Genomic DNA, 21,310 nt, shown 5'->3' with positions numbered 1-21,310 from the left:
GCGGCGGGCGCCGTCTTCCCATGAAGGGCGATGTCTGATCTCTCGGCTGATTTTTCCCTGGCCCTAACGGCAACCATTGCGGTGACCTTCCTGCTGGCCGGCATCGTCAAGGGCGTTACCGGTATGGGACTGCCGACGTTGGCGATGGGGCTGCTGGGCACAATCATGCCGCCGGTCGCCGCGGCTTCGCTGCTGATCGTGCCGTCCTTCGTCACCAATATCTGGCAGCTGTTTGCCGGCCCGAGCTTCGGCTGGATCCTCAGGCGGCTGTGGCTGATGATGGTCGGCATCGTCGCCGGCACGCTGGCCGGCTCATGGCTGCTGGCCAGCGACAATGTCAAATGGACGACGGCCGGCCTCGGGGCGGCGCTGATCGTCTATGCCGTCTATACGCTGCTGGCGCGGCAGTTGACGGTTCCCGCGTCAGCCGAGCGATGGTCGTCGCCCATCGTCGGTTTCCTTACCGGCCTCGTCACCGGCGGCACCGTCGTGTTCGTCGTGCCCGCTGTACCTTACATTCAGGCGCTGGGCTTGAGCCGTGACGATCTGATCCAGGCGCTCGGCCTGTCCTTCACCGTGTCGACGATCGCGCTCGCTGCCGGCCTTGCCTCGCACGGCGCGTTCCAGGTCGGGCATGTCGCCATGTCGTCGCTGGCGGTTGCGCCGGCCTTGCTCGGCATGTGGCTCGGACAGTTGCTCCGGCAGCGGATCAGCCCGGCGACCTTCCGGCGCTGGTTTCTTATTTTCCTGATCTTGCTTGGCCTCGAGCTTTTGGCGCGGCCTTTCCTTGCTTAGCGACCGGTGCCGGTTGCGAGAACGGCCTCGACGTTTTGCCGGTGGACGGGCTCGTACAGCGCGAAGTACTCGACCGCGCCCGTGGCGAACATGTCGGCGCCGAAGGTTTTCAGATCCTGCTTCGCAAGATCAGGCTCATGCCGGCAGCGAAGCAGTTTTTGAACGTAGGCTTGCGTGGCGGCGATGAGGCCTTTGTCGTAGCCGCCTCGCTCAATCGCTTCGAGCGAGCCGTGATTGGGCAAGATGCGGTCTATCGGCCACCCGCTCATGCGTTCGAGATCGACCAGATGTTGCGCCAGCCGATCCGCCTCGCTGACAAAGGTGATCGGATCCTCCAGCGTGTCGCCTGCCAGCAGCAGGCCGATCCCAGCCATGAACAGCACCGTGCCGTCATGGCTGTGGATTTCGACCTGACGCAGTTCGACGGCGATTGATCCAACGGCGAGGTCAAGACTGCCTTCGAAGGTCCTGTTCGGCAGCACGAGAGGCTTGATCGGTGGAACACCGCTTTCGATCTCAGCCCGGTTGTTCGCGAGCGCCGAGGCGGTGAGCGTGTTGGCGATAATCTCGCAATCCTGAAACACCTCATTGCCGGCAATATGATCGTCATGCCAGTGGCTGAGCACGACCCGGATCGATGTTGCGCCCATGTCTTCGAGCGTCTGCCTGATGAAGCGCGCGTGAGGCAGCGAAATATGCGTGTCGTAGACAAGCGCCTGCGAGCCGTCGACGATCGCATAGGTGCAGATGCCGAGGGCATAGGCGCCGTCGTCCAGCCAGTTCGGCTCGTCCGACCAGGCGCGAACGCCGTCAACGCGGCCATCGTAGAAGCCGAGCACGTTTGGCGCCGGGCGAACCAGCCGCATGGTTGAGCCGAGAGGTGGCTTTGTCATTGGCGCGGTCTCGCGGGTTCAGGCGATCATCTGGCCGAAGCGATCGACCTCATCTGAAGTCGTGGCAAAGCTGGTGACGAAGCGATAGAGCAACTCGTCCTCGCCGACATGGCCGTCGAAGCCGTGCGGCCGGTGCCAGTCGTAAAAGGCGGCGCCGACGGATTGCAGCCTTTCGGCTTCCGCCTTTTTCATCACCGCGAACACCTCGTTGGCCTGCGGCAACCAAGCGAGCTTAGCCGTTGCCGAATCCTCGATCGCAGCCGCCAGGCGCGCGGCCATGGCATTGGCATGACGGGCCGTGTCCAGCCACAGGCCGTCCGTGAAGTAGGCGTCGAACTGCGCTGCGATGAAGCGCGACTTGGAGAACAGCTGTGCGGCGCGCTTGCGCAGGAAGGACAGCTCCTTGGCGCGGTCTAGATCGAACAGCACCACCGCTTCGGCGCACCAGCAGCCGTTCTTGGTGCCGCCGAACGAGACGATATCGACGCCGCGCTTCCAGGTCATTTCGGCCGGCGTCGTCTCAAGCGCGACCAATGCGTTGGCAAAACGGGCGCCGTCCATATGCAGCGGCAGGGAAAAGCGTTTGGCGATCTCCGAAATGGTGGAAATGTCGTCGAGCCCGTACACTGTGCCGACTTCGGTCGATTGGGTGATCGAGACGGCCGTCGGGCGTCCCCAATGGACGATTTCGGGTGCGAAACGGGCGACGGCCCGTTCAAGATTGTGCGGGTCGATCTTGCCCAGGGCGCCGTCGACAGCATGGAGACGCGAGCCGCCGCTGAAATATTCCGGCGCGCCGCATTCGTCCTCGATGATGTGCGATTCGCGGTGCGCAAAGGAAATGCCGCCGGGCTTGTTGTAAGCGGCCAGGGACAGCGAGTTGGCCGCCGTGCCGGTAGCGACGAAGAACACCGCGACCTCGCGTTCGAAGATCTCGCTGAAACGCTGGTAGACGGCGCGGTCGAGATCGCCATCGCCATAGGCGGTCGAAAAGCCGCCGGCGTTGGCTGACAGCCCGGCGGCAATGTTGGAATGGACGCCCGCCCAGTTGTCGGATGCAAAGAACATCAGGAAAGTCCCTGTCTGGTTGAGAAAGTCTGGTTGCGACAAGAGCGCGACCATGGCCGTTTCGGGGTTTGACGCGCAAGGGCCAAGGGCTGAAAAAGCGGTAAAGCCAAAGGCGATCACGAAGGAGTGCCGGGACCGAAATTTCGTTTCGACAGCGCCCGACGTAATTTTCTGTCGCCAAACGTCCAAGAATTTGGTGAATCGGTCTTGTGTACGCCCAGGATTTCTGACATAAAAATTTAGGACAGTAGTGCTGTCTTATTTTGTCGCACAAGTCAGGCTGGATTGGCGTATCATTTGGGCCACTCCGGCCGTTGCCGCGAGCGACGGGTAGACGGCTCGGCTGTGGCCTGTACGATACCGGATACGAACCGGCGGTGCACCGCACGGTCCGCCAAGGATTTCGAAAAGACGTGCCGCAAGATGAGAGCGGAAGCCAGTCGCTTCCCAAGGTAGACCAGCGCCCCAAATGCTAGACGTGCAAGGGGCCGGAACGGAGGACAGGACGATGACGGAACTGACGCCATCTGCGATTATCGGCCAGGCCGCGGAGACGAAAGCGGCAGCCGTTAAAAATACCGTTCTGACCAAAGAAGGCCAGACCACCAACGGCCTGACCACCAATGGCCTGACCACCAATGGCATGGCCGCGCAGGGTCTCTACGATCCGCGCAACGAGCATGACGCGTGCGGCGTCGGCTTCATCGTCAACATGAAGAACGTGAAGTCGCACCAGATCGTCAAGGACGGGCTCTTCGTGCTCGAAAACCTGACGCATCGCGGCGCTGTCGGCGCCGATCCGCTGATGGGCGACGGCGCCGGCGTGCTGGTGCAGATTCCCGATCATTTCTTCCGCGAAGAGATGGCGGCCCAGGGCGTCGAACTGCCGGCGGCAGGCCAATACGGCGTCGGCCACTGGTTCATGCCGCAGGATGCGGCACTGCGCGCCCATATCGAAGAGATCATCGCCGAATCGGCGCAGTCAGAAGGGCTGCCGCTGCTCGGCTTTCGCGACGTGCCGGTCGACAATTCATCGCTGTCGAAGGCGCCCGATATTGCGGCCTCCGAACCGTTCCATCGCCAGGTCTTCATCGGCCGCACATCGGACATTCCAGATGACGAGGAATACGAGGCCAGGCTGTACCTGCTGCGCAAGGTGATTTCCGGCCGCATCTACGCCGAGAACAACAACAAGGATATTGGCGCCTACTGTGTGTCGCTATCGGCGCGTACCATCGTCTACAAGGGCATGTTCCTGGCCTACCAGGTCGGCGCCTATTACAAGGATTTGTCGGATCCGCGTTTCGAGACCGCGCTGATCCTCGTCCACCAGCGCTTCTCGACCAACACCTTCCCGTCATGGAAGCTCGCGCACCCCTACCGCATGGTCGCGCATAATGGCGAGATCAACACGGTGCGCGGCAACAACAACTGGATGGCGGCGCGCCAGGCCTCGGTCGATTCCGAACTGTTCGGCAACAACATCTCCAAGCTGTGGCCGATCTCCTATGACGGCCAGTCCGACACGGCGTGCTTCGACAATGCGCTCGAATTCCTGTTCCAGGGCGGCTACAGCCTCAGCCACGCCATGATGATGCTGATCCCGGAAGCCTGGGCCGGCAACAAGCTGATGGATGCCGATCGCAAGGCTTTCTACGAATACCATGCAGCGCTTATGGAGCCGTGGGACGGGCCGGCCGCGGTCGCCTTCACCGACGGCCGCCAGATCGGCGCCACGCTCGACCGCAACGGGCTGCGGCCGGCGCGCTACATCGTCACCGACGACGACCGCGTCATCATGGCGTCAGAGGCCGGCGTGCTGCCGGTGCCGGAGGAGAGGATCGTCAAGAAGTGGCGGCTGCAGCCCGGCCGCATGCTTTTGATCGACCTCGCCAAGGGCCGCATCATTTCCGACGAGGAGATCAAGTCGGAGATCGCCACCAGGCATCCCTACAAGACTTGGCTCAACAACACGCAGCTGATCCTCGAGGATCTGAAGCCGGTCGAGCCGCGCGCGCTGCGCAAGGATGTCACCCTGCTCGATCGCCAGCAGGCTTTCGGCTACACGCAGGAAGACACCAAGCTGTTGATGTCGCCGATGGCGACCACCGGCCAGGAAGCCGTGGGTTCGATGGGCACCGACACGCCGATCTCGGCGATGTCGGACAAGTCGAAGCTGCTCTACACCTATTTCAAACAGAATTTCGCCCAGGTCACCAACCCGCCGATCGACCCGATCCGCGAGGAGCTGGTGATGAGCCTGGTGTCGTTCATCGGGCCGCGGCCGAACATCTTCGACCTGGTCGGCAATTCGCGCCGCAAGCGGCTCGAAGTGCGCCAGCCGATCCTGACCAATGGCGATCTGGAAAAGATCCGCTCGATCGGCCACACCGAGGACCGTTTCGACACCAAGACCATCGACGTCACCTACGGGTCGAGCGAGGGCGCTGCCGGCATGCAGGGCGCGGTCGAACGTCTGTGCGAGCGGGCGGAAGCCGCTGTCGCCGGCGGCTATAACATCATCATCCTGTCCGACCGCCAGGTCGGTCCCGACCGTATCGCCATTCCGGCACTGCTGGCGACGGCTGCCGTGCACCACCATCTGATCCGCAAGGGTCTGCGCACCGCGGTCGGCCTGGTCGTGGAATCCGGCGAGCCACGCGAAGTGCATCATTTCTGCTGTCTCGCCGGCTACGGCGCCGAGGCGATCAACCCCTACCTTGCCTTCGATACGCTGCTCGACATGCACAAGCGTGGCGAACTGCCGGCTGAGGTTGACGCCTACGAGGTGGTCTCGCGCTACATCAAGTCGATCGGCAAGGGCATCCTCAAGGTGATGTCGAAGATGGGCATCTCCACCTATCAGTCCTATTGCGGCGCGCAGATATTCGACGCCATCGGGCTGAAGTCGGATTTCGTCGAGAAGTACTTCACCGGCACAGCGACGCTGATCGAAGGTGTCGGCCTGGACGAGGTCGCGGCCGAGACGCTCAGCCGCCACACCGACGGTTTCGGCAACGATCCGGTGCTGCGCAACAGCCTCGAGGTCGGCGGCGAATACATGTACCGCATGCGCGGCGAAGCCCATATGTGGTCGCCCGACGCCGTCGCCACCTTGCAGCACGCCGTGCGTCAGGGCTCGTGGGAGACGTTCAAGGAGTATTCCGCGCAGATCAACAGCGAGACGGCCCGTGCCCAGACCATACGCGGCCTGTTCAGGATCAAGCTTGCGGAAGAGACCGGCCGCAAGAAGGTGGCGATAGAGAACGTGATGTCGGCGGCCGATATCGTCAAGCGCTTCTCGACCGGGGCGATGTCGTTCGGCTCGATCTCGCGCGAGGCACACACGACGCTGGCGCGCGCCATGAACCAGATCGGCGGCAAGTCGAACACCGGCGAGGGCGGCGAAGAGGCCGACCGCTATCTGCCGCTGCCCGGCGGCAGCAAGAACCCCGAACGTTCGGCGATCAAGCAGGTCGCCTCGGGGCGGTTTGGCGTCACCGCCGAGTATCTCGTCAATTCCGATGTCATGCAGATCAAGGTCGCGCAGGGCGCCAAGCCCGGTGAGGGCGGCCAGCTGCCCGGCCACAAGGTCGACGCCACCATCGCCAAGGTCCGGCACTCGACGCCTGGCGTCGGCCTGATCTCGCCGCCGCCGCATCACGACATCTATTCGATCGAGGATCTGGCGCAGCTGATCTACGATCTGAAGAACGTCAACCCGGCGGCCGATGTCTCGGTAAAGCTGGTGTCGGAAGTCGGTGTCGGCACGGTCGCGGCGGGCGTCGCCAAGGCGCGCGCCGACCACATCACCATCTCCGGCTATGATGGCGGCACCGGCGCGTCGCCGCTGACCTCGCTCAAGCATGCCGGCAGCCCGTGGGAAATGGGCCTAGCCGAGACGCACCAGACGCTGGTGCTGAACGGGCTGCGCTCGCGCGTTGCGCTGCAGGTCGATGGTGGCTTGCGCACGGGGCGCGACGTCATCATCGGTGCGCTGCTCGGTGCCGACGAGTTCGGCTTCTCGACCGCGCCGCTGATCGCGGCCGGCTGCATCATGATGCGCAAGTGCCACTTGAACACCTGCCCGGTCGGCGTCGCGACGCAGGACCCGGTTCTGCGCAAGCGTTTCAAGGGCACGCCCGAGCATGTCATCAACTTCTTCTTCTATGTTGCGGAAGAGGTGAGGGGGCTGCTGGCCGAGATGGGCTACACCCATATCGACCAGATCATCGGCGACAGCGACCTGCTGGAAAAGCGCGAGATGATCCAGCATTGGAAGGCGCGTGGGCTCGATTTCGGCAAGATGTTCTTCAAGCCGGGCGCGCCGCATGAGGCGGTGCACTGGACCGAACGGCAGAAACACCCGATCGACGATGTACTCGATCGCAAGCTGATCGAACTGGCGAAGCCCGCGCTCGAAAGCAAGCAGCCGGTCAAGATCGAGGTCGACATCCGCAATGTCGATCGCTCCACGGGCGCCATGCTGTCGGGCGAAGTCGCCAAGCGCTTCAGGCACAAGGGCCTGCGCGAGGACACGATCCAGGTGAAGCTGACCGGCACCGCCGGCCAGTCGTTCGGCGCCTTCCTGGCGCGCGGCATCTCGTTCGATCTCGTCGGTGCGGCCAACGACTATGTCGGCAAGGGCCTGTCGGGCGGACGCATCGTCATCCGGCCGCCGGAGGAGTCCACGATCGTCGCGGCGGAATCGATCATCGTCGGCAACACCGTCCTCTATGGCGCGACCGAGGGCGAGGCCTATTTCGCAGGTGTCGCCGGCGAGCGCTTCGCGGTGCGCAATTCGGGCGTCGCCGCCGTCGTTGAAGGCGTCGGCGATCATGGCTGCGAATACATGACCGGCGGCATCGTCGTCGTCATCGGCCAGACCGGTCGCAACTTCGCTGCCGGCATGTCGGGCGGCGTGGCCTATGTTCTGGATGAGGCCGGCGATTTCGCCGCGCGCTGCAACATGGCGATGGTCGAGCTGGAGCCGGTTCCGGAAGAAGACGATCTGATGGAAAGGCTGCTGCATCATGGCGGTGACCTCGACCACAAGGGTCGCGTCGACGTCTCGGGTGACATGACCACCCATGACGAGGAACGGCTTTACCAGCTTATCTCGAACCACGTCCATTTCACCGGTTCGGTACGCGGCCGCGAGATACTCGACGACTGGACGACCTTCCGGCCGAAATTCCGCAAGATCATGCCGGTCGAATACCGCCGCGCGCTGATCGAGATGGAACGCATGCGCATGGGCGTGGCGGCGGAATAGGTTTTTCGACTTGCCGGGAGGCGCAGGCTTCCCGGCGGAACTTTCAGCGACAGTTTGACCTCGGATGCAAGGTTGCCACGGCTGCCTCAAGGGGTTAACGGGTGCGAAAACCGCACCATCTGGACAGCAGGAACTGGACTATGGGCAAGGTAACAGGCTTTCTCGAAATCGACCGGCAGGTGCACAAGTACCAGCCGGCCTCCGACCGCATCCGGCATTTCCGGGAATTCACGCTGCCGATGTCGGACAAGGAGGTCGAGAAACAGGCGGCGCGCTGCATGGATTGCGGCATCCCGTTCTGCCACGGGCCGACCGGTTGCCCGATCCACAACCAGATCCCGGACTGGAACGACCTCGTCTACAATGGCGACTGGGACAATGCGATCCGCAACCTGCATTCGACCAACAATTTCCCCGAGTTCACCGGCCGCATCTGCCCCGCGCCCTGCGAGGAAGCCTGCACGCTGAACCTCGAGGACATTCCGGTTGCCATCAAGACTGTCGAACAGGCAATCGCCGACAAGGCTTATGAAACCGGCCATATCCGGCCTTATCCGCCAGAGAAGAAGACGGGCAAGCGGGTCGCTGTCATCGGCTCCGGCCCGGCAGGGATGGCGGCGGCGCAGCAGCTTGGCCGCGCCGGCCACGAGGTCAGCGTTTATGAGCGTGAGAGCCGTCCCGGCGGGCTGATGCGCTACGGCATTCCCGACTTCAAGATCGAGAAGCACTATATCGACCGCCGCATCGAGCAGATGCAGGGCGAGGGCGTGACCTTCCATTGCGGCGTCAATGTCGGCGTCGACAAGCCGGTGGCAGAGTTGCTCGCCGGATACGATGCGGTGCTCTATTGCGGCGGTTCGGAATCGCCGCGTCCGGCCAACATTCCGGGCGACGATCTCGGCGGCGTCTATGACGCCATGCCCTATCTGGTGCAGCAGAACCGTCGCGTCGGCGGCGAGCCGATCCAGTCGGTGGCCTGGCCGTCGCATCCGATCATCGCCGGCGGCCAGCATGTCGTCGTCGTCGGCGGCGGCGATACCGCGTCCGACTGCGTCGGCACCGCCTTCCGCCAGGGCGCGGTGCGCGTCACCCAGCTCGACATCCGCCCGCAGCCGCCGGAGAAGGAAGACAAGCTTTCGGTCTGGCCTTACTGGGCGACCAAGATGCGCACCTCGTCCTCACAGGCCGAAGGTGCGGAGCGCGAATTCCAGGTGGCGACGCTCGAATTCATCGGCGAGGACGGCCAACTGACCGGCGTCAAATGCTGCGAAGTCGACGAGAAGCGCAAGCCGATCGCCGGCACCGAATTCGTCATCCGTGCAGACCTCGCCTTCATCGCCATCGGCTTTGCCGGACCGGCTGCCGCCGGCGTCGCGAAAGAGCTGGACGGTGAGATGAAAATCACCACCGACAGCCGCCGTTCCCGCAATGTCGAAGCCAACGATCGCGACTACAAGACCAGCGTCGACAAGCTCTACGCCGCAGGTGATGTGCGCCGCGGCCAGTCGCTGGTTGTGTGGGCGATCCGCGAAGGCCGCCAGGCCGCGCGCTCGATCGATGAAGCGCTGATGGGGTCGACGGTACTCCCCCGTTAACGGTTGATCGCCGTCGTCGTATCCGTCGCGGCAGCGGCCTTGGGCGGCCACGAGAAGTCGTCGGCGCGGCCGGGCGAGGCCTCGGGCGCCTTGCCTTCGAGGATTAGTTTTTCGCCGGGCAGATCCGGATTGGCTTTCGGCGCCGCCGCCGCACCGAGAAGTTCGGTACCGCCGTCGAGCGCCGGATCGTTGAGCAGCATTGGAACGGTGCGGTCGACCACGATCGGGGCGGCGGGCAGCGACGGCGCCTCGACCGGGGCGCCGGCCGGTGCGGCAGCCGTCACCACGCTTCCCGGCGCTGCCAGGCCGAGGATCTTGGCCAGCGGCTTTTCGGTGTAGAAGGCGAGCTTTCGCTTGCCGGCTTTCGAGACGTTGATGCCGTCGTCGGAGCGCAGCCGCACGGCCTGGCCGTTAATGTCGGGGCCGGTCGAGACAAAGGCGCCGTTCTCGTCGACGAACCCATCCCAGACATCGACGAATTCGCCGCCGTTCTTCTCGGCAGCCGAGTGGTAGATGTCGTTGAATGCGAGCATGTCGGAGGTCATCTTCGGCGTCTTGAAGGCTGGCATGCCGACCCACAGATAAGGCACCTTGGTCGCCGCCAGTGCCTTTCCCAAGGCTTCGGTCCGGCGTTCGTATTCCTTGGTCCAGTTCTCGGAGCGCGGCTGCTCGCGCACATCGTTGACGCGCATCTGCTGGCGGTCGTTGGAGCCGAGCATGACGACGACCACGGAGGGTTTTTCGGTCTCGACCAGCGATTTGACCTGTTCGGGCCAATTGTAGACATCATCGCGCACGAAACCCGAAGAACCGTTGGCGCGCTCGACGATCCTGACGTTGGCATTGTCGGCAAAGGCTGTTTCGAGGCCTTCGGCCAGGCCGTTGGCCATGAAATCGCCGATCACCAGAACGACGCGGGCATCCGGTGTCTTCTCGACAATCGGAGCGGAAGGTTCAACGGGTGCACGGGGCTTCTTCTTGACCTTCGGCTTTGCCTTGCGGACGTCGAGCGGCGGCTCGATGCGTTCGCTGCGGCGCGGGAACAGAAGGTCGCGCAGCGACCAGCCGCGGTTCTGCGGTTGTTCCTGCGCCAAAGCCGGTGTGTGGAAACTGCCGGCGAGTCCCGTCGCCAGGACAACGATGGCCAGAACGAGGATCGGCAAGCGGAAAACGATCACACGGATACGCGCTGCCGAAACCAAGCACCCTCTCCATCCCTTGGTGCATGGCCCTCGCAGCGGATCATGCACACATCAATGCTACGGCATCCCTTGAGCGCCGCAATGCGCGGCGCTGCCGATGGCTCTATTTCTTTCTGAGCCATTTGAGCACTTCCATGCTCGGATACCCGTCCTGGGTCAAGCCGACCGTTGCCTGATAGGTCATGATGGCGGTTTTCGTGCCGTCACCGATCTTGCCGTCGAACTTGCCGTCGTAAAGTCCGTGCTGCGAAAGCCGCTTCTGCAACTCCTGCCTTTCCTCGAAGGACAGTTTGGTGAAAGGCCGCTTCCAGTCCTGCACCAGACCATTAGAACCGGCGATTTCGTCGGCAAGAAGGCCGACGGCCAGGGCATATTTGTCGGCGTTGTTGTAGGCCTTGATGACGGAGAAGTTCTTGATCATCAGGAAGGCCGGTCCGCCGCGGCCGTCCGGCACTTTCAGCGTCGCCTTGTCGGTTGCGTTCTTGAACGGCTTGCCATTGGCCCTGGCGACGCCGAGCGCCTGCCACTGCGCCAATGTCTTCGAGCCGGCCGGCAGTTTGCCCGCCGGAATGGTGACCTCGTAGCCCCAGGTCTTGCCGCCCTGCCAGCCATTCTTCTTCAGCAGATTGGCTGATGTCGCCAACGCATCGGGGATCGAATTCCAGATGTCGCGCTTGCCGTTGCCGTCCATGTCGACGGCATAATGCTGGTAGCTGGTCGGGATGAACTGGGTCTGGCCCATGGCGCCGGCCCAGGAGCCCATCAGGTGGCTTTCGTCGATGTCGCCGGTCTGCAGGATTTTCAGCGCGGCGACCAATTGGGTGCGGGCGAATTTCGAACGCTTCGGGTCGCCATAGGCGAGGGTTGCCAGCGAGCGGATGACATTGCGCATGATGTCGTCGCGCTTGAGGATCTCGCCATAATTCGATTCCATCGACCAGATGGCGAGCAGGATGTAGCGGTCGACGCCGAACCTCGCCTCGATCCGTTCCAGCCACGGCTTCCATTTCCTGGCCATCTGCTGGCCGACGGCAACGGACTGGTCGTGGACGCGGTTGTCGAAATAGTCCCAGGCAGGTGCGGTGAATTCGGGCTGGGTGCGTGCCTTTTCCAGCACCACCGGGTCGGGTTCATTGATGCCCCGGAACGCCCGGTCGTAGACCGCGCCGGAAACGCCGCCCGCCACGGCGGTGGCGCGGAAGCCGGCGACCCATTGCCGAAACCCGGCATCGGCGAAGGCCGGTCCGGCCGGCATCAGCAAGGCGAGCGAGAGGCTGGCCGCCGTCAGCACGCTGGTAAAGAGTTTTGCGGCACTGCGAACGGACATATTTTCCCCTTTCTCTATCTCAGGAAAGACCATTCATCGCCGAACCGGGTTAGCAATTGGTTTACCATAGGCGGCGCCTGGAACGAAAAGACACCTGGATGCTTTACCGGTTGATGTTTCCCTCAATGGCCCGATAATCCACAATTCCGGCGCGAAAATGTCGCGAGGCGGGATTGCCGGGCACGCCCTCAAACGGATAATTGACGCATGAAGCGAGTTCGCAAGGCAGTTTTCCCGGTCGCCGGTCTCGGCACACGGTTTCTCCCGGCCACCAAGGCCATTCCCAAGGAGATGCTGACCGTCGTCGACCGGCCGGTCATCCAGTATGTCGTCGATGAGGCGCGCGAGGCCGGCATCGAACATTTCATCTTCGTCACCGGCCGCAACAAGGCGGTCATAGAAGACCATTTCGATATCCAGTTCGAGCTCTATGATACGCTGGCACAGCGCGGCAAGGACGATCAGCTGGCCCGCTTGCAGCGGCTGCAGCCGGCGCCGGGGCAGACCTCGTTCACCCGCCAGCAGGTGCCGATGGGGCTCGGCCACGCCGTCTGGTGCGCCCGCGAACTGGTCGGCGACGAACCCTTCGCGCTGTTGCTGCCCGACATGATCATGCAGTCGGAGAAGAGCTGCACGAAGGCCATGGTCGAGCTCTACGAGGAGACGGGCAACAACATCATCGCCGTGCAGGAATGCGATCCGGCCGAGACCCACAAATATGGCATTGTCGGCCGCGGCGAGGACACGCATCACGGCTTCCGCATCACCGAGATGGTCGAAAAGCCGAAGACCGGCACCGCGCCGTCCAATCTCTACATCAACGGCCGCTACATCCTGCAGCCCGAGATTTTCAAGATCCTCGAAAGCCAGGAAAAGGGCGCCGGCAACGAGATCCAGCTCACCGACGCGATGCTGAAGCTGGAAAAGCAGCAGCCCTTCTTTGGCTACCACTTTCAGGGCCGCACCTTCGATTGCGGCTCGCCGGAAGGCTTCGTCGAGGCCAATGTCGCCTTCGCGCTGTGGCGCAGCGACATGAACGAGAACATGGCCGGCGTCATCCGCACGCTGCTCGATGAGATGAAGCCGTCCGAGCGTCGCGGCGCTGCTTTTTAGCTACCGCTGCAGCTTCAGCCCCAAATAGATGCTGTTGGCGGTGTAGTTGCGCCCGGGCAGATTGCTGGTCAGCTTTTCGGTGCGGGCGCGGCTGGTGAGGCCGACATAGCGGTTCAGCCACCAGGTCAGCCCGGCCTCTGCACTCAGCGTCATGTCATGGCCGTCGGAGCCGGTGTAATTGCGCCAGTCGAGCCCAAGGGCTGCGTTGCCGGTCAGGTCGGCGCGGATCTGCCGCTCGCCGGTGAGGCGGCCGGAATAGAGGATGTCGCCGCTCTCACCGGCATTCGTTGTGCCTTCGACCGTGGTTCGCCCGGTGAGGCCGATGATGGTGCCGCGCTCGGGCGACCATTTGAGGTCGGCATTGATGGTGGCTCCCGAAATCGCCTCCAGGTTCTTGTCGTCGATCGCTTCCCGCAGCCAGCCGGCCGAGAACTCACCTTTGAGCTTCTCGCCCATGTCGACTTCGATACCGGCGCGTGCGCCAAGCCGGGTCGAAGAGCGCTCGAAGCCCTTGTTGTCGACCCGTTGGTCATATACCCGGCGGCCGAGCTCAATCTCGGCAAAGGGCGTCAGAGCCGGGGAAATTTCATAGCCGGTCCGCAACGTTGCGGTATAGAGCGTGTTGTCCTGGTCCTTCTGCGACAGCGAGGTGCCATCGGTAAGTTCGGCATCGCCATAGATGTCGCGGGAGACTGCGCCGGTCAGCGCAAAGCGCATCTTGCCAACGTCCTTCTCGACGCCGAGGCTGCCGTCGACCGTCTGGCGGATCGGCTGCGATTTGACGCCGGCAATGGCGTCGGGCGCGGAGGCCGATTCCGGCGCAATCTCGTAGCCGAGCTTGGCGATGGCGCGCAGTTCATTGTCGAGGTCGACATTGTACGTGCCTTGGATACGGCCGCGTGCCTCATTGATCTTCTGGCCCGAAATGGTGTTGCGGAAATTGCCGTAGCCGTCGATGACCGCCGAATTCTCGCGCCAATCGGAGGCGGCGGAGAAACGCAGCGCCGTTTCGGACAGCACCGCCGACTTGCCGCCAGCGCTGGAATCGGCGTTCGACGTGACGGCAACGCCCTGCTCGAGCGTCGGCCGCAGCAGGAACGAGCCGACCTTGATGCCGGTTGCCGCGTACGGGTCGTCCTCGAGCTTCTTCTTCTGGCCCTCGATGGCGTCGGTGCGCTCGGCGCCGGGGTCGAGCTTTCGTCGGTCGACGCCGTCGACGGTGAGGACACGGCGGTTAGCTGTGTCCTGATCGGCGTCGCCTGCCGCAGTGCCGTCCGGGGTCGTTCCGGTGGTGGTCTGGTCCGTGGCTTTGCCAGGCTTCTTCTTGTCGGCAGCCTTGGTTTTGTCCTTGGCCTTGTCTGCATCCGCGGCGGCGCGTTGCTTTGCCGTCGACGGACGGCGTGGCTGGACGGTTGGCGGCTTGTCGGTGAACGAATCGTCGATGGTCGCCGGCGGGTCGAAAATGCTGTTTGCGCCGGCCTGTGACGGGTCGGTGTCGTCAGGCAAGGCGCCATCGCTGGCCGGCACATAAGCGGTTGGCGTGTTTCCCGTGGGGGCGGTGTCGGCAGGGGCGGGCTTGACCTGCGTGTTGGCCTTGGTCAATTGCCTGGCCCGGCGCTGCTGGTCGGACAGGATCGCCGATTCCGAAACTTCGCCGCGCAGCTCGGTCTCCTGGGCATGAAGCGCAGTTGGCCGCAGCAAAGCGAGCACGCTCGTCGCCAGAAGCAGAGCGCAAAAGGCTCTGCCCGTTCGACCTTTTTTCTCTTGAGGCTGGGCCCGCGACATCGTCACCACTGCTTGCGCGGCGCAAGCGCGCCATACTTACCGAACCGTAAACGGGGATGGTTAACGGAGGGTTGAAGGTGTGCCTGTACGACATGGCTGGACGGCAATTCTGTTGGACAGGCGAACGGCAAAGCGCTAATCGCATCAGCCATGCATGCGGGATCCCCAGAAAAGAAGCCTTTGGAGGCTTCGGTCGCCTCGGCGCTGAGAACGGTAGCCACGGAACAGGCCGGCGTGGCGGCATTGGCCGCCGCGCTGGAGAACGAACTGGCCGAACCTTTCGCCCGCGCCGTCGACATGGTGTCGCGCATCAATGGCCGCGTCATAGTCACCGGCGTCGGCAAAAGCGGCCATATCGGCACTAAGATCGCGGCTAGTCTGGCTTCGACCGGCACGCCAGCCTTCTTCGTCCATCCGGCGGAGGCCAATCATGGCGACCTTGGCATGATCGCCAGAGACGATGCCATCATCGCCATGTCATGGTCCGGCGAGAGCAAAGAATTGATGGGCATCGTCGCCTATTCCAGGCGCTTCTCGATCCCGCTGATTGCGATTACTGCGGGCGCGGCCTCGGCGCTGGCGCGCGCGGCCGACGTGGTGGTGCTCCTGCCGTCCGCGCCGGAAGCCTGCCCGCACGGTCTGGCGCCGACGACGTCGACCCTGCTGCAACTGGTGGTCGGCGATGCGCTGGCCATAGCGCTGCTCGAAGCGCGCGGCTTCACGCCCGACCATTTCCGCACGTTCCACCCCGGCGGCCAGCTCGGCGCCAACCTCACGCAGATCCACGAGATCATGCATGTCGGCGAAAGGCTGCCGCTGGTGGCTTCCGGCACGGGCATGCGCGAGGCGATCCTCGAATTGTCGAACAAGGGCTTCGGCTGCGTGGCGATCGCGACGGCGGATGGCGCGTTGGTGGGCATCATCACCGATGGCGACATCAGGCGTCACATCGGCAGCAATCTCATGGAAATGAGCGTCGATCAGGTGATGACGAAAAAGCCGAAGACGGCCACACCGGACACGCTGGTGGCGACGGCGCTGCAGATTATCAACAATTCGGCCATTACGAGCCTGATGGTGGTCGAAGGCAGGCGGCTCGTGGGACTGGTTCATCTGCACGACCTGCTGCGCATCGGCGCCGCCTGAAAAAATCAAAGGACGCGTCGCGTTCGGGAAGCCCAGGCGACGCGGCCTGATTTTCCGGATCGAAAGCGCCATGCGCTTTCGAAATGTCATACTGCCTCGACGGTCAGTTCCAGATCGGTGTCGGCCGAACTGACGACGCGCACCTGCGTGCCGGCCGGCAGGTCGGGACCGGAGACGCGCCACAGTGTGTCGCCGAGTTTGATGCGGCCGCGACCGTCCTTGATCGGCTCGGCCAGCGTTGCCATCCTGCCGACCAACTGCGCGCCGCGCCGGTTGAGCAGCGGCTGGTCGCTAGGAGTATTACGCCCACCAACCAGCTTCTTTCCGGCAAAGGCCGAGACCAGCGACAGGGCCAGGAAGGCGAGGACCTGGACTTCCCAGGCCCAGAAGCTTGCGTCCCAGACGAGCAGGGAAATCACACCGATCACCAATGCGGCGATGCCGATCCACAGCATGAATATTCCTGGCGCGATGACCTCCATCACCAGGAGGACGAAGCCCAGAACCATCCAGTTCCACGGACCAAGTTCGGAAATGATGCGGTCGAACATGGGAGTGCGCTCCTATGATCTCAGTTCTCAGCTAGCCTCAATTCTCGCCTGGGCGAACCACCGGAGGGCGGGCGGCCTGCCTGGCGGCGCCGGCGGTGCCTTCGCTGCGGAACACCTCCCTGGCGATCTCGCTTATGCCGCCGAGCGTGCCGATCAGCGCCGAGGCTTCCATCGGCATCAGCACGACCTTGCTGTTGTTGGCGGTACCGATCTTGCCCATCGCTTCGGTGTATTTGAGCGCCACGAAGTAGTTGAGTGCCTGCACGTCGCCCTTGGAGATGGCTTCCGATACAACCTGGGTGGCTCGCGCTTCGGCCTCGGCCGAGCGTTCGCGTGCCTCGGCGTCGCGGAAGGCGGCTTCCTTGCGGCCTTCGGCCTCGAGGATCTGCGACTGCTTGAGGCCTTCGGCGGCGAGGATCTGCGCACGCTTGTTACGTTCAGCCGTCATCTGACGACCCATCGATTCGATGAGGTTGGCCGGCGGATTGATATCCTTGATCTCGACGCGGGTGATCTTGATGCCCCACGGATGCGCCGCTTCGTCGACGACGCGCAGCAGGCGCTCGTTGATGGCGTCGCGGTTCGACAGCAATTCGTCGAGGTCCATCGAGCCCATGACGGTACGGATGTTGGTCATCGTCAAATTGAGAATGGCGTTCTCCAGGCCGGCGACCTGGTAGGCGGCCTGCGCCGCATTGAGGATCTGGTAGAAGGCGATGCCGTCGACGCCGACAATGGCGTTGTCGCGCGTGATGATTTCCTGGCTCGGAACGTCGAGCACCTGCTCCATCATGTTCATCTTGGCGCCGATTCGGTCGACGAACGGCACGATGAGGTTGAGGCCGGGGCTTAGTGTTTTGGTGTAACGACCAAAGCGCTCCACCGTATAATTATAGCCTTGCGGGATTGTCCGGATGCCTTTGATAAGAAGCACCAATACCAGAAAGGCAAGCGCACCAATCGCAATACCGAAACCACTGAAGTCCATTTGAATCTCCCTCAGATGCCGGCCATGGCGTTGATTCCATGCAACCGACTTCACCAAACACTTAGGTGTGTTTCAATAATGTTACAATCAGGTGATCGTTGATTATTAGTGCATGGAATAGCGCAACTGCGGCGATCGATCGCCGCAACGTGGCGGCCTCAGACCCAGCCCGACAGCTCGCGCCGCACCATCGCCTCGATCACCGCCATGCCTTCTGCACTGTCGTTGAGGCACGGGATGTGGGCGAATTTCTCGCCGCCGGCGTGATGGAAGGTCTCGGCCGCCTCGCGGCCGATTTCGTCCAGCGTCTCGATGCAGTCGACGGAAAAGCCTGGGTTGACGATGGCGATCGATTTCACGCCGTCCTTCGCCAGTTTCTCGACCGTCTTGTCGGTGTAGGGCTGCAGCCATTCCTGGGCGCCGAAGCGCGACTGGAAGGTGATGATCAGCTTCTTTTCATCCCACCCCAGTCGTTCACGCAACAGCCGTGTCGTCTTCTGGCAGTGGCAGTGATAGGGATCGCCCTTCTCGAAATAGGGCTTCGGGATGCCGTGATAGGAGGTGATGACCACCTCGGGCTCGAAGTCTAGCGTTGCCAGATGCCGTTCGATCGAATGGGCGAGCGCCTCGATGTAGACCGGCTCGTCATAGTAGGGCGGAACACTGCGCACGGCAGGCGCGCGGCGCATCTTCATCAAGGCGCGAAACAGCTGGTCGTTGGCGGTCGCGGTGGTGGTCGCGGAGTATTGCGGGTAGAGTGGGAACGACAGGATGCGGTCGCAGCCTTGCTCGACCAGCCTTTGCGCGACGCTCGCGGTCGAGGGGTTGCCGTAGCGCATCGCCCAGTCGACCACGACATCGGGTAGGTCGATGAGCGCTGCGGCCAGCTTTTCGCCCTGCGCCCGGGTGTAGGTGCGCAGCGGCGACTCGTTCCTCTCGCGGTTCCATATCCTGGCGTAATTGGCGCCGGACTTGTTCGGTCTCGTGGTCAGCACCAAGCCGTAGAGGATCGGATACCAGATCGCCTTGTTGAGCTCGATGACCCGCGGATCGGACAGGAATTCGCGGAGATAGCGCCACATCGGCTTGAAATCGGTGCCGTCCGGCGTGCCGAGATTGACCAACATGACGCCGATCTTGCCTGCCTTTACCGGCGGATGTCCGGCCGGTAGCGGGTCGAGCGCTTTCGCGGCTTTGGGGTCGACAGGCGTGGAAAGCGTCATGAAGGTCTCCCGACACCGCGAAAACCGACGATGTCGGGCGAAACTAGCGATGCGGCGCGAGTTTTCAATGCTGCGTCTGGCCGCACCTTACCTTGAAAGCCAAAAACCCGTCCGGTTACCCGGACGCGTTTTGCTGGTCGCAAGTGCGAAGCGAGGTTACTTCGCCGGAATGGTCAAGGTCGCGCCGACAGGAAGCCGGCGTGGTTCGTAGCCTTTGTTGGCCTCGGAGATCACCTTCCACTTGGCGCCGTCGCCGTAGGCCTTTTTGGCGAGATCCCAATAGGTATCGCCGGCGACGATGACATGGCTGGCTTCGGCCGGGGCGGCGTCAGCCGGCTTTGCCGGAGCAGGTGCGGCTTCGGCCGGTTTTGCCGGTTCGGCCGGAGCCGGCGTTGCCGGGGCGGTTTCCGCCGGGACAGTCGGCGGCGTGGTGGTGATGTCGCCGGAGCCTGCCGGCAATGCGGGCATCGCCGGCTCCGCCGGTGCAGCCTCGGCCGGTTTTGCCGGTTCCGCTGGAGCAGGTGCCGGTTCGGCTGGTTTTGCCGGCTCGGCGGCCGGGGCAGCCGCTACGGTTGCGGCAACCTCGGTGATGCGGCCGTCGAGCTTGGGCGGATAGGGCCGGTGCGCGGCGAGATAGTCGGCGACCACCTGTTCGAGGCCCGGGCCGTAATCATAGGCGTTCTTGGCCTTCTCGGCGAAGACCTTGTAGCCGTCGCCGCCCTGGCGGACGTAATTGTTGGTGGCGACCAGATAGTCCTTGTCCGGATTGATCGGCGCCCAGGCACCGTTCTGCATCACCTCGACCGACTTGACTCGGCCGGCATTGGGCGCGACCGACTTGTCGAAGGAGTATTTGAGACCTGCCACCTGCGGGAAGCGGCCGCCGCCGTCCTCGACCTGGCTGACGCCGTTTTCCAGCCCGGCAACCAGATCCTTGCCTGAAATCTGGAAGGTCGCCAGCGTGTTCTGGAACGGCAGCACCGTCAGCACCTCGCCCATGGTGACGGTGCCCTTGTCGATCGAAGCACGCAGGCCGCCGCCATTCGAGACGACGATCTCGACGCCCTGTCCCTTGACGCGGTCGAGGATGGCGTCGGAGACGAGGTTGCCCATCGCGCATTCCTTGGTGCGGCAGCTTTCGCGGCTGCCGTCGATGGCCTCGGTGGTCTCGGCCACTTCCTTGTTCTTCAGCGCCTCGATCGGCGCGCCAAGCTCCTTGATGCGGGCAAGAACGGCCGGATCGGGAGTGATCGACTTGTCGAGGAAGATCGGGTCGCCGCTGGCTTCCTTGACGTTGCCATTGTCGTCGAACACGACCTTGAATTCGCCGAGATATTTCGAATAGGACGCGGCCTGCACCACAGGCACCTTGGAGCCGTCGGGGTTGTCGACCATCGTCGGGTAGGGGCCTTCAGCCTTCGGGTCGGTGTTGGACAGAAGCGAATGGCTGTGGCCGCCGACCACCACATCGATGCCCGGGATCTTGGCGATGACATCGCGCTCGCGCCTGTAGCCGATATGGGTGACGGCAATGATCTTGTTGACGCCTTGCGCCTTCAGCTTCTCGACCTCGGCGGTGATCGACTTGACGTCGTCCTCGATGGTAATGTTGGGGCCGGGAGAGGCGAGTTCCGGCGTGTCGTTGGTCACGGCGCCGACAATGCCGATCTTCTGGCCGCCGACCTCAAGCACAATCGACGGCTTGATCTTGCCTGCGGCGCCGGACTTGTCGTTGGGCACGACATTGGCGCTGACGATCGGGAACTTCGCCTTGTCGAGATAAGGCACCAGCGCGCTCTCGCCATCGTCGAATTCGTGGTTGCCGAGCGTCACCGCGTCGGGCTTGATCTGATTGAGGAATTCCTCCTCCGCCGTGCCCTTGTAGGTGATGTAGAACAGCGATCCCTGAAAGCTGTCGCCGGCATTGAGCAGCAGCACGTTCTGGCCTTCGAGCTTCTTGCGCTCCTGTGCGATCGCGGTGACCAGCCGGCCGGCGCCGCCGATGCACTCACCCTTGGTCTCTTCCTCGGCCGAGCAGGTCGACTCGTATTTGTTGTTGCCTTCGATGCGGCTGTGCCAATCGTTGAAATGCAGGATGTTCAACGTGTAGTCGGCAAAGGATGGTGCGGCCGACAGGCCGAGTGTCGAGGCAGAGAGGGCGGCAATGGCGGCGAGCTTCTTCATCTTCGTCTCCCGGATATGATCAAAGGCGTTTAACGCTCTTGCCCGACTGCAGGATAACAGCCAGCATTTCGGGTATGTTCACATCGCGGTTGTGGCGATGCAAGAAGAATCAGGGCGGATAACCGGCATCGGTTTGCCGGCATAAAAGAGGCGGCGGCATCGCGG

At 63.1% G+C, this 21,310-nt stretch carries 14 protein-coding genes; 5 read left to right on the top strand and 9 right to left on the bottom strand.

Annotation, left to right across the window (positions count from 1 at the left end; genetic code table 11):
• The first annotated feature begins 30 nt into the window (after nt 1-30).
• Nucleotides 31-795 carry a sulfite exporter TauE/SafE family protein gene (locus ACYG97_RS17560; RefSeq protein WP_023733486.1) on the top strand — a complete coding sequence of 255 codons (765 nt, stop codon included), beginning with the start codon at nt 31-33 and terminating at the stop codon, nt 793-795.
• Here the strand turns inward: ACYG97_RS17560 and ACYG97_RS17555 are convergent.
• Both ACYG97_RS17555 and ACYG97_RS17550 read right to left on the bottom strand, forming a co-directional pair.
• Nucleotides 792-1,688, bottom strand: a complete 897-nt coding sequence (locus ACYG97_RS17555) for an MBL fold metallo-hydrolase (RefSeq protein ID WP_023733485.1) — start codon at nt 1,686-1,688, stop codon at nt 792-794. The two genes, ACYG97_RS17560 and ACYG97_RS17555, sit on opposite strands and share 4 nt — an antisense overlap.
• Before the next feature lie 18 nt (nt 1,689-1,706).
• Nucleotides 1,707-2,756, bottom strand: coding sequence for a threonine aldolase family protein (locus ACYG97_RS17550; RefSeq protein WP_023686416.1), 1,050 nt, complete (start codon nt 2,754-2,756; stop codon nt 1,707-1,709).
• Between the two features lie 508 nt (nt 2,757-3,264).
• On the opposite strand from ACYG97_RS17550, the gene gltB reads away from it, so the two are divergent.
• Nucleotides 3,265-8,031 carry a glutamate synthase large subunit gene (gene gltB / locus ACYG97_RS17545; protein ID WP_023733484.1) on the top strand — a complete coding sequence of 1,589 codons (4,767 nt, stop codon included), beginning with the start codon at nt 3,265-3,267 and terminating at the stop codon, nt 8,029-8,031.
• A 140-nt stretch (nt 8,032-8,171) separates the two neighbouring features.
• Nucleotides 8,172-9,626 (top strand): glutamate synthase subunit beta, encoded by a 1,455-nt coding sequence (locus ACYG97_RS17540; RefSeq protein ID WP_023671207.1) that lies wholly within the window; start codon nt 8,172-8,174, stop codon nt 9,624-9,626.
• On the opposite strand, the gene ACYG97_RS17535 is transcribed toward ACYG97_RS17540, so the two are convergent.
• Nucleotides 9,623-10,828: an SGNH/GDSL hydrolase family protein gene (locus ACYG97_RS17535; protein WP_023710940.1), complete on the bottom strand. Its 1,206-nt coding sequence runs from the start codon at nt 10,826-10,828 to the stop codon at nt 9,623-9,625. The two genes, ACYG97_RS17540 and ACYG97_RS17535, sit on opposite strands and share 4 nt — an antisense overlap.
• A 103-nt stretch (nt 10,829-10,931) precedes the next feature.
• Entirely contained in the window at nt 10,932-12,155 is a 1,224-nt protein-coding gene (locus ACYG97_RS17530) for a lytic murein transglycosylase (RefSeq protein WP_023714036.1), read from the bottom strand.
• Between the two features lie 207 nt (nt 12,156-12,362).
• Between ACYG97_RS17530 and galU the strand changes: the two genes are divergently transcribed.
• The gene (gene galU, locus ACYG97_RS17525; RefSeq protein ID WP_023671956.1) at nt 12,363-13,268 is read left to right on the top strand and encodes a UTP--glucose-1-phosphate uridylyltransferase GalU; all 906 of its coding nucleotides are present in this window, start codon (nt 12,363-12,365) and stop codon (nt 13,266-13,268) included.
• Here galU and ACYG97_RS17520 read toward each other — a convergent pair whose 3' ends face one another.
• Nucleotides 13,269-15,053 (bottom strand): outer membrane beta-barrel protein, encoded by a 1,785-nt coding sequence (locus ACYG97_RS17520; protein WP_031262117.1) that lies wholly within the window; start codon nt 15,051-15,053, stop codon nt 13,269-13,271.
• Between the two features lie 150 nt (nt 15,054-15,203).
• Between ACYG97_RS17520 and ACYG97_RS17515 the strand changes: the two genes are divergently transcribed.
• Nucleotides 15,204-16,199 (top strand): KpsF/GutQ family sugar-phosphate isomerase, encoded by a 996-nt coding sequence (locus tag ACYG97_RS17515; RefSeq protein WP_023704013.1) that lies wholly within the window; start codon nt 15,204-15,206, stop codon nt 16,197-16,199.
• Between the two features lie 86 nt (nt 16,200-16,285).
• On the opposite strand, the gene ACYG97_RS17510 is transcribed toward ACYG97_RS17515, so the two are convergent.
• The 4 genes from ACYG97_RS17510 to ACYG97_RS17495 all read right to left on the bottom strand — a co-directional run bounded on the left by ACYG97_RS17510 (nt 16,286) and on the right by ACYG97_RS17495 (nt 21,145).
• A complete protein-coding gene (locus ACYG97_RS17510) occupies nt 16,286-16,750 on the bottom strand; it encodes an NfeD family protein (RefSeq protein ID WP_023671953.1) in 465 nt (154 codons plus the stop codon).
• 37 nt (nt 16,751-16,787) lie between these two features.
• Entirely contained in the window at nt 16,788-17,738 is a 951-nt protein-coding gene (locus ACYG97_RS17505) for an SPFH domain-containing protein (protein ID WP_023695711.1), read from the bottom strand.
• A 158-nt stretch (nt 17,739-17,896) separates the two neighbouring features.
• Complete coding sequence (gene hemH / locus ACYG97_RS17500) at nt 17,897-18,961, bottom strand: ferrochelatase (protein WP_023683248.1); 1,065 nt, start codon at nt 18,959-18,961, stop codon at nt 17,897-17,899.
• 156 nt (nt 18,962-19,117) lie between these two features.
• On the bottom strand, nt 19,118-21,145 hold the full coding sequence (locus ACYG97_RS17495) for a bifunctional metallophosphatase/5'-nucleotidase (RefSeq protein WP_023733482.1): 2,028 nt from the start codon (nt 21,143-21,145) through the stop codon (nt 19,118-19,120).
• Nucleotides 21,146-21,310: the final 165 nt, after the last annotated feature.

This window comes from Mesorhizobium sp. W067 (genome assembly GCF_054719525.1).
This window is presented reverse-complemented; position numbering and strand designations above follow the sequence as displayed.

Excerpts from the sequence above, each read along its gene's own strand:
- gltB (WP_023733484.1), top strand. The coding sequence starts at position 3,265 with ATGACGGAACTGACGCCATCTGCGATTATCGGCCAGGCCGCGGAGACG.
- ACYG97_RS17540 (WP_023671207.1), top strand. The coding sequence starts at position 8,172 with ATGGGCAAGGTAACAGGCTTTCTCGAAATCGACCGGCAGGTGCACAAG.
- ACYG97_RS17555 (WP_023733485.1), bottom strand. The coding sequence starts at position 1,688 with ATGACAAAGCCACCTCTCGGCTCAACCATGCGGCTGGTTCGCCCGGCG.
- ACYG97_RS17510 (WP_023671953.1), bottom strand. The coding sequence starts at position 16,750 with ATGTTCGACCGCATCATTTCCGAACTTGGTCCGTGGAACTGGATGGTT.
- galU (WP_023671956.1), top strand. The coding sequence starts at position 12,363 with ATGAAGCGAGTTCGCAAGGCAGTTTTCCCGGTCGCCGGTCTCGGCACA.
- ACYG97_RS17505 (WP_023695711.1), bottom strand. The coding sequence starts at position 17,738 with ATGGACTTCAGTGGTTTCGGTATTGCGATTGGTGCGCTTGCCTTTCTG.
- ACYG97_RS17530 (WP_023714036.1), bottom strand. The coding sequence starts at position 12,155 with ATGTCCGTTCGCAGTGCCGCAAAACTCTTTACCAGCGTGCTGACGGCG.
- hemH (WP_023683248.1), bottom strand. The coding sequence starts at position 18,961 with ATGACGCTTTCCACGCCTGTCGACCCCAAAGCCGCGAAAGCGCTCGAC.
- ACYG97_RS17550 (WP_023686416.1), bottom strand. The coding sequence starts at position 2,756 with ATGTTCTTTGCATCCGACAACTGGGCGGGCGTCCATTCCAACATTGCC.
- ACYG97_RS17495 (WP_023733482.1), bottom strand. The coding sequence starts at position 21,145 with ATGAAGAAGCTCGCCGCCATTGCCGCCCTCTCTGCCTCGACACTCGGC.
- ACYG97_RS17560 (WP_023733486.1), top strand. The coding sequence starts at position 31 with ATGTCTGATCTCTCGGCTGATTTTTCCCTGGCCCTAACGGCAACCATT.
- ACYG97_RS17515 (WP_023704013.1), top strand. The coding sequence starts at position 15,204 with ATGCATGCGGGATCCCCAGAAAAGAAGCCTTTGGAGGCTTCGGTCGCC.
- ACYG97_RS17520 (WP_031262117.1), bottom strand. The coding sequence starts at position 15,053 with ATGTCGCGGGCCCAGCCTCAAGAGAAAAAAGGTCGAACGGGCAGAGCC.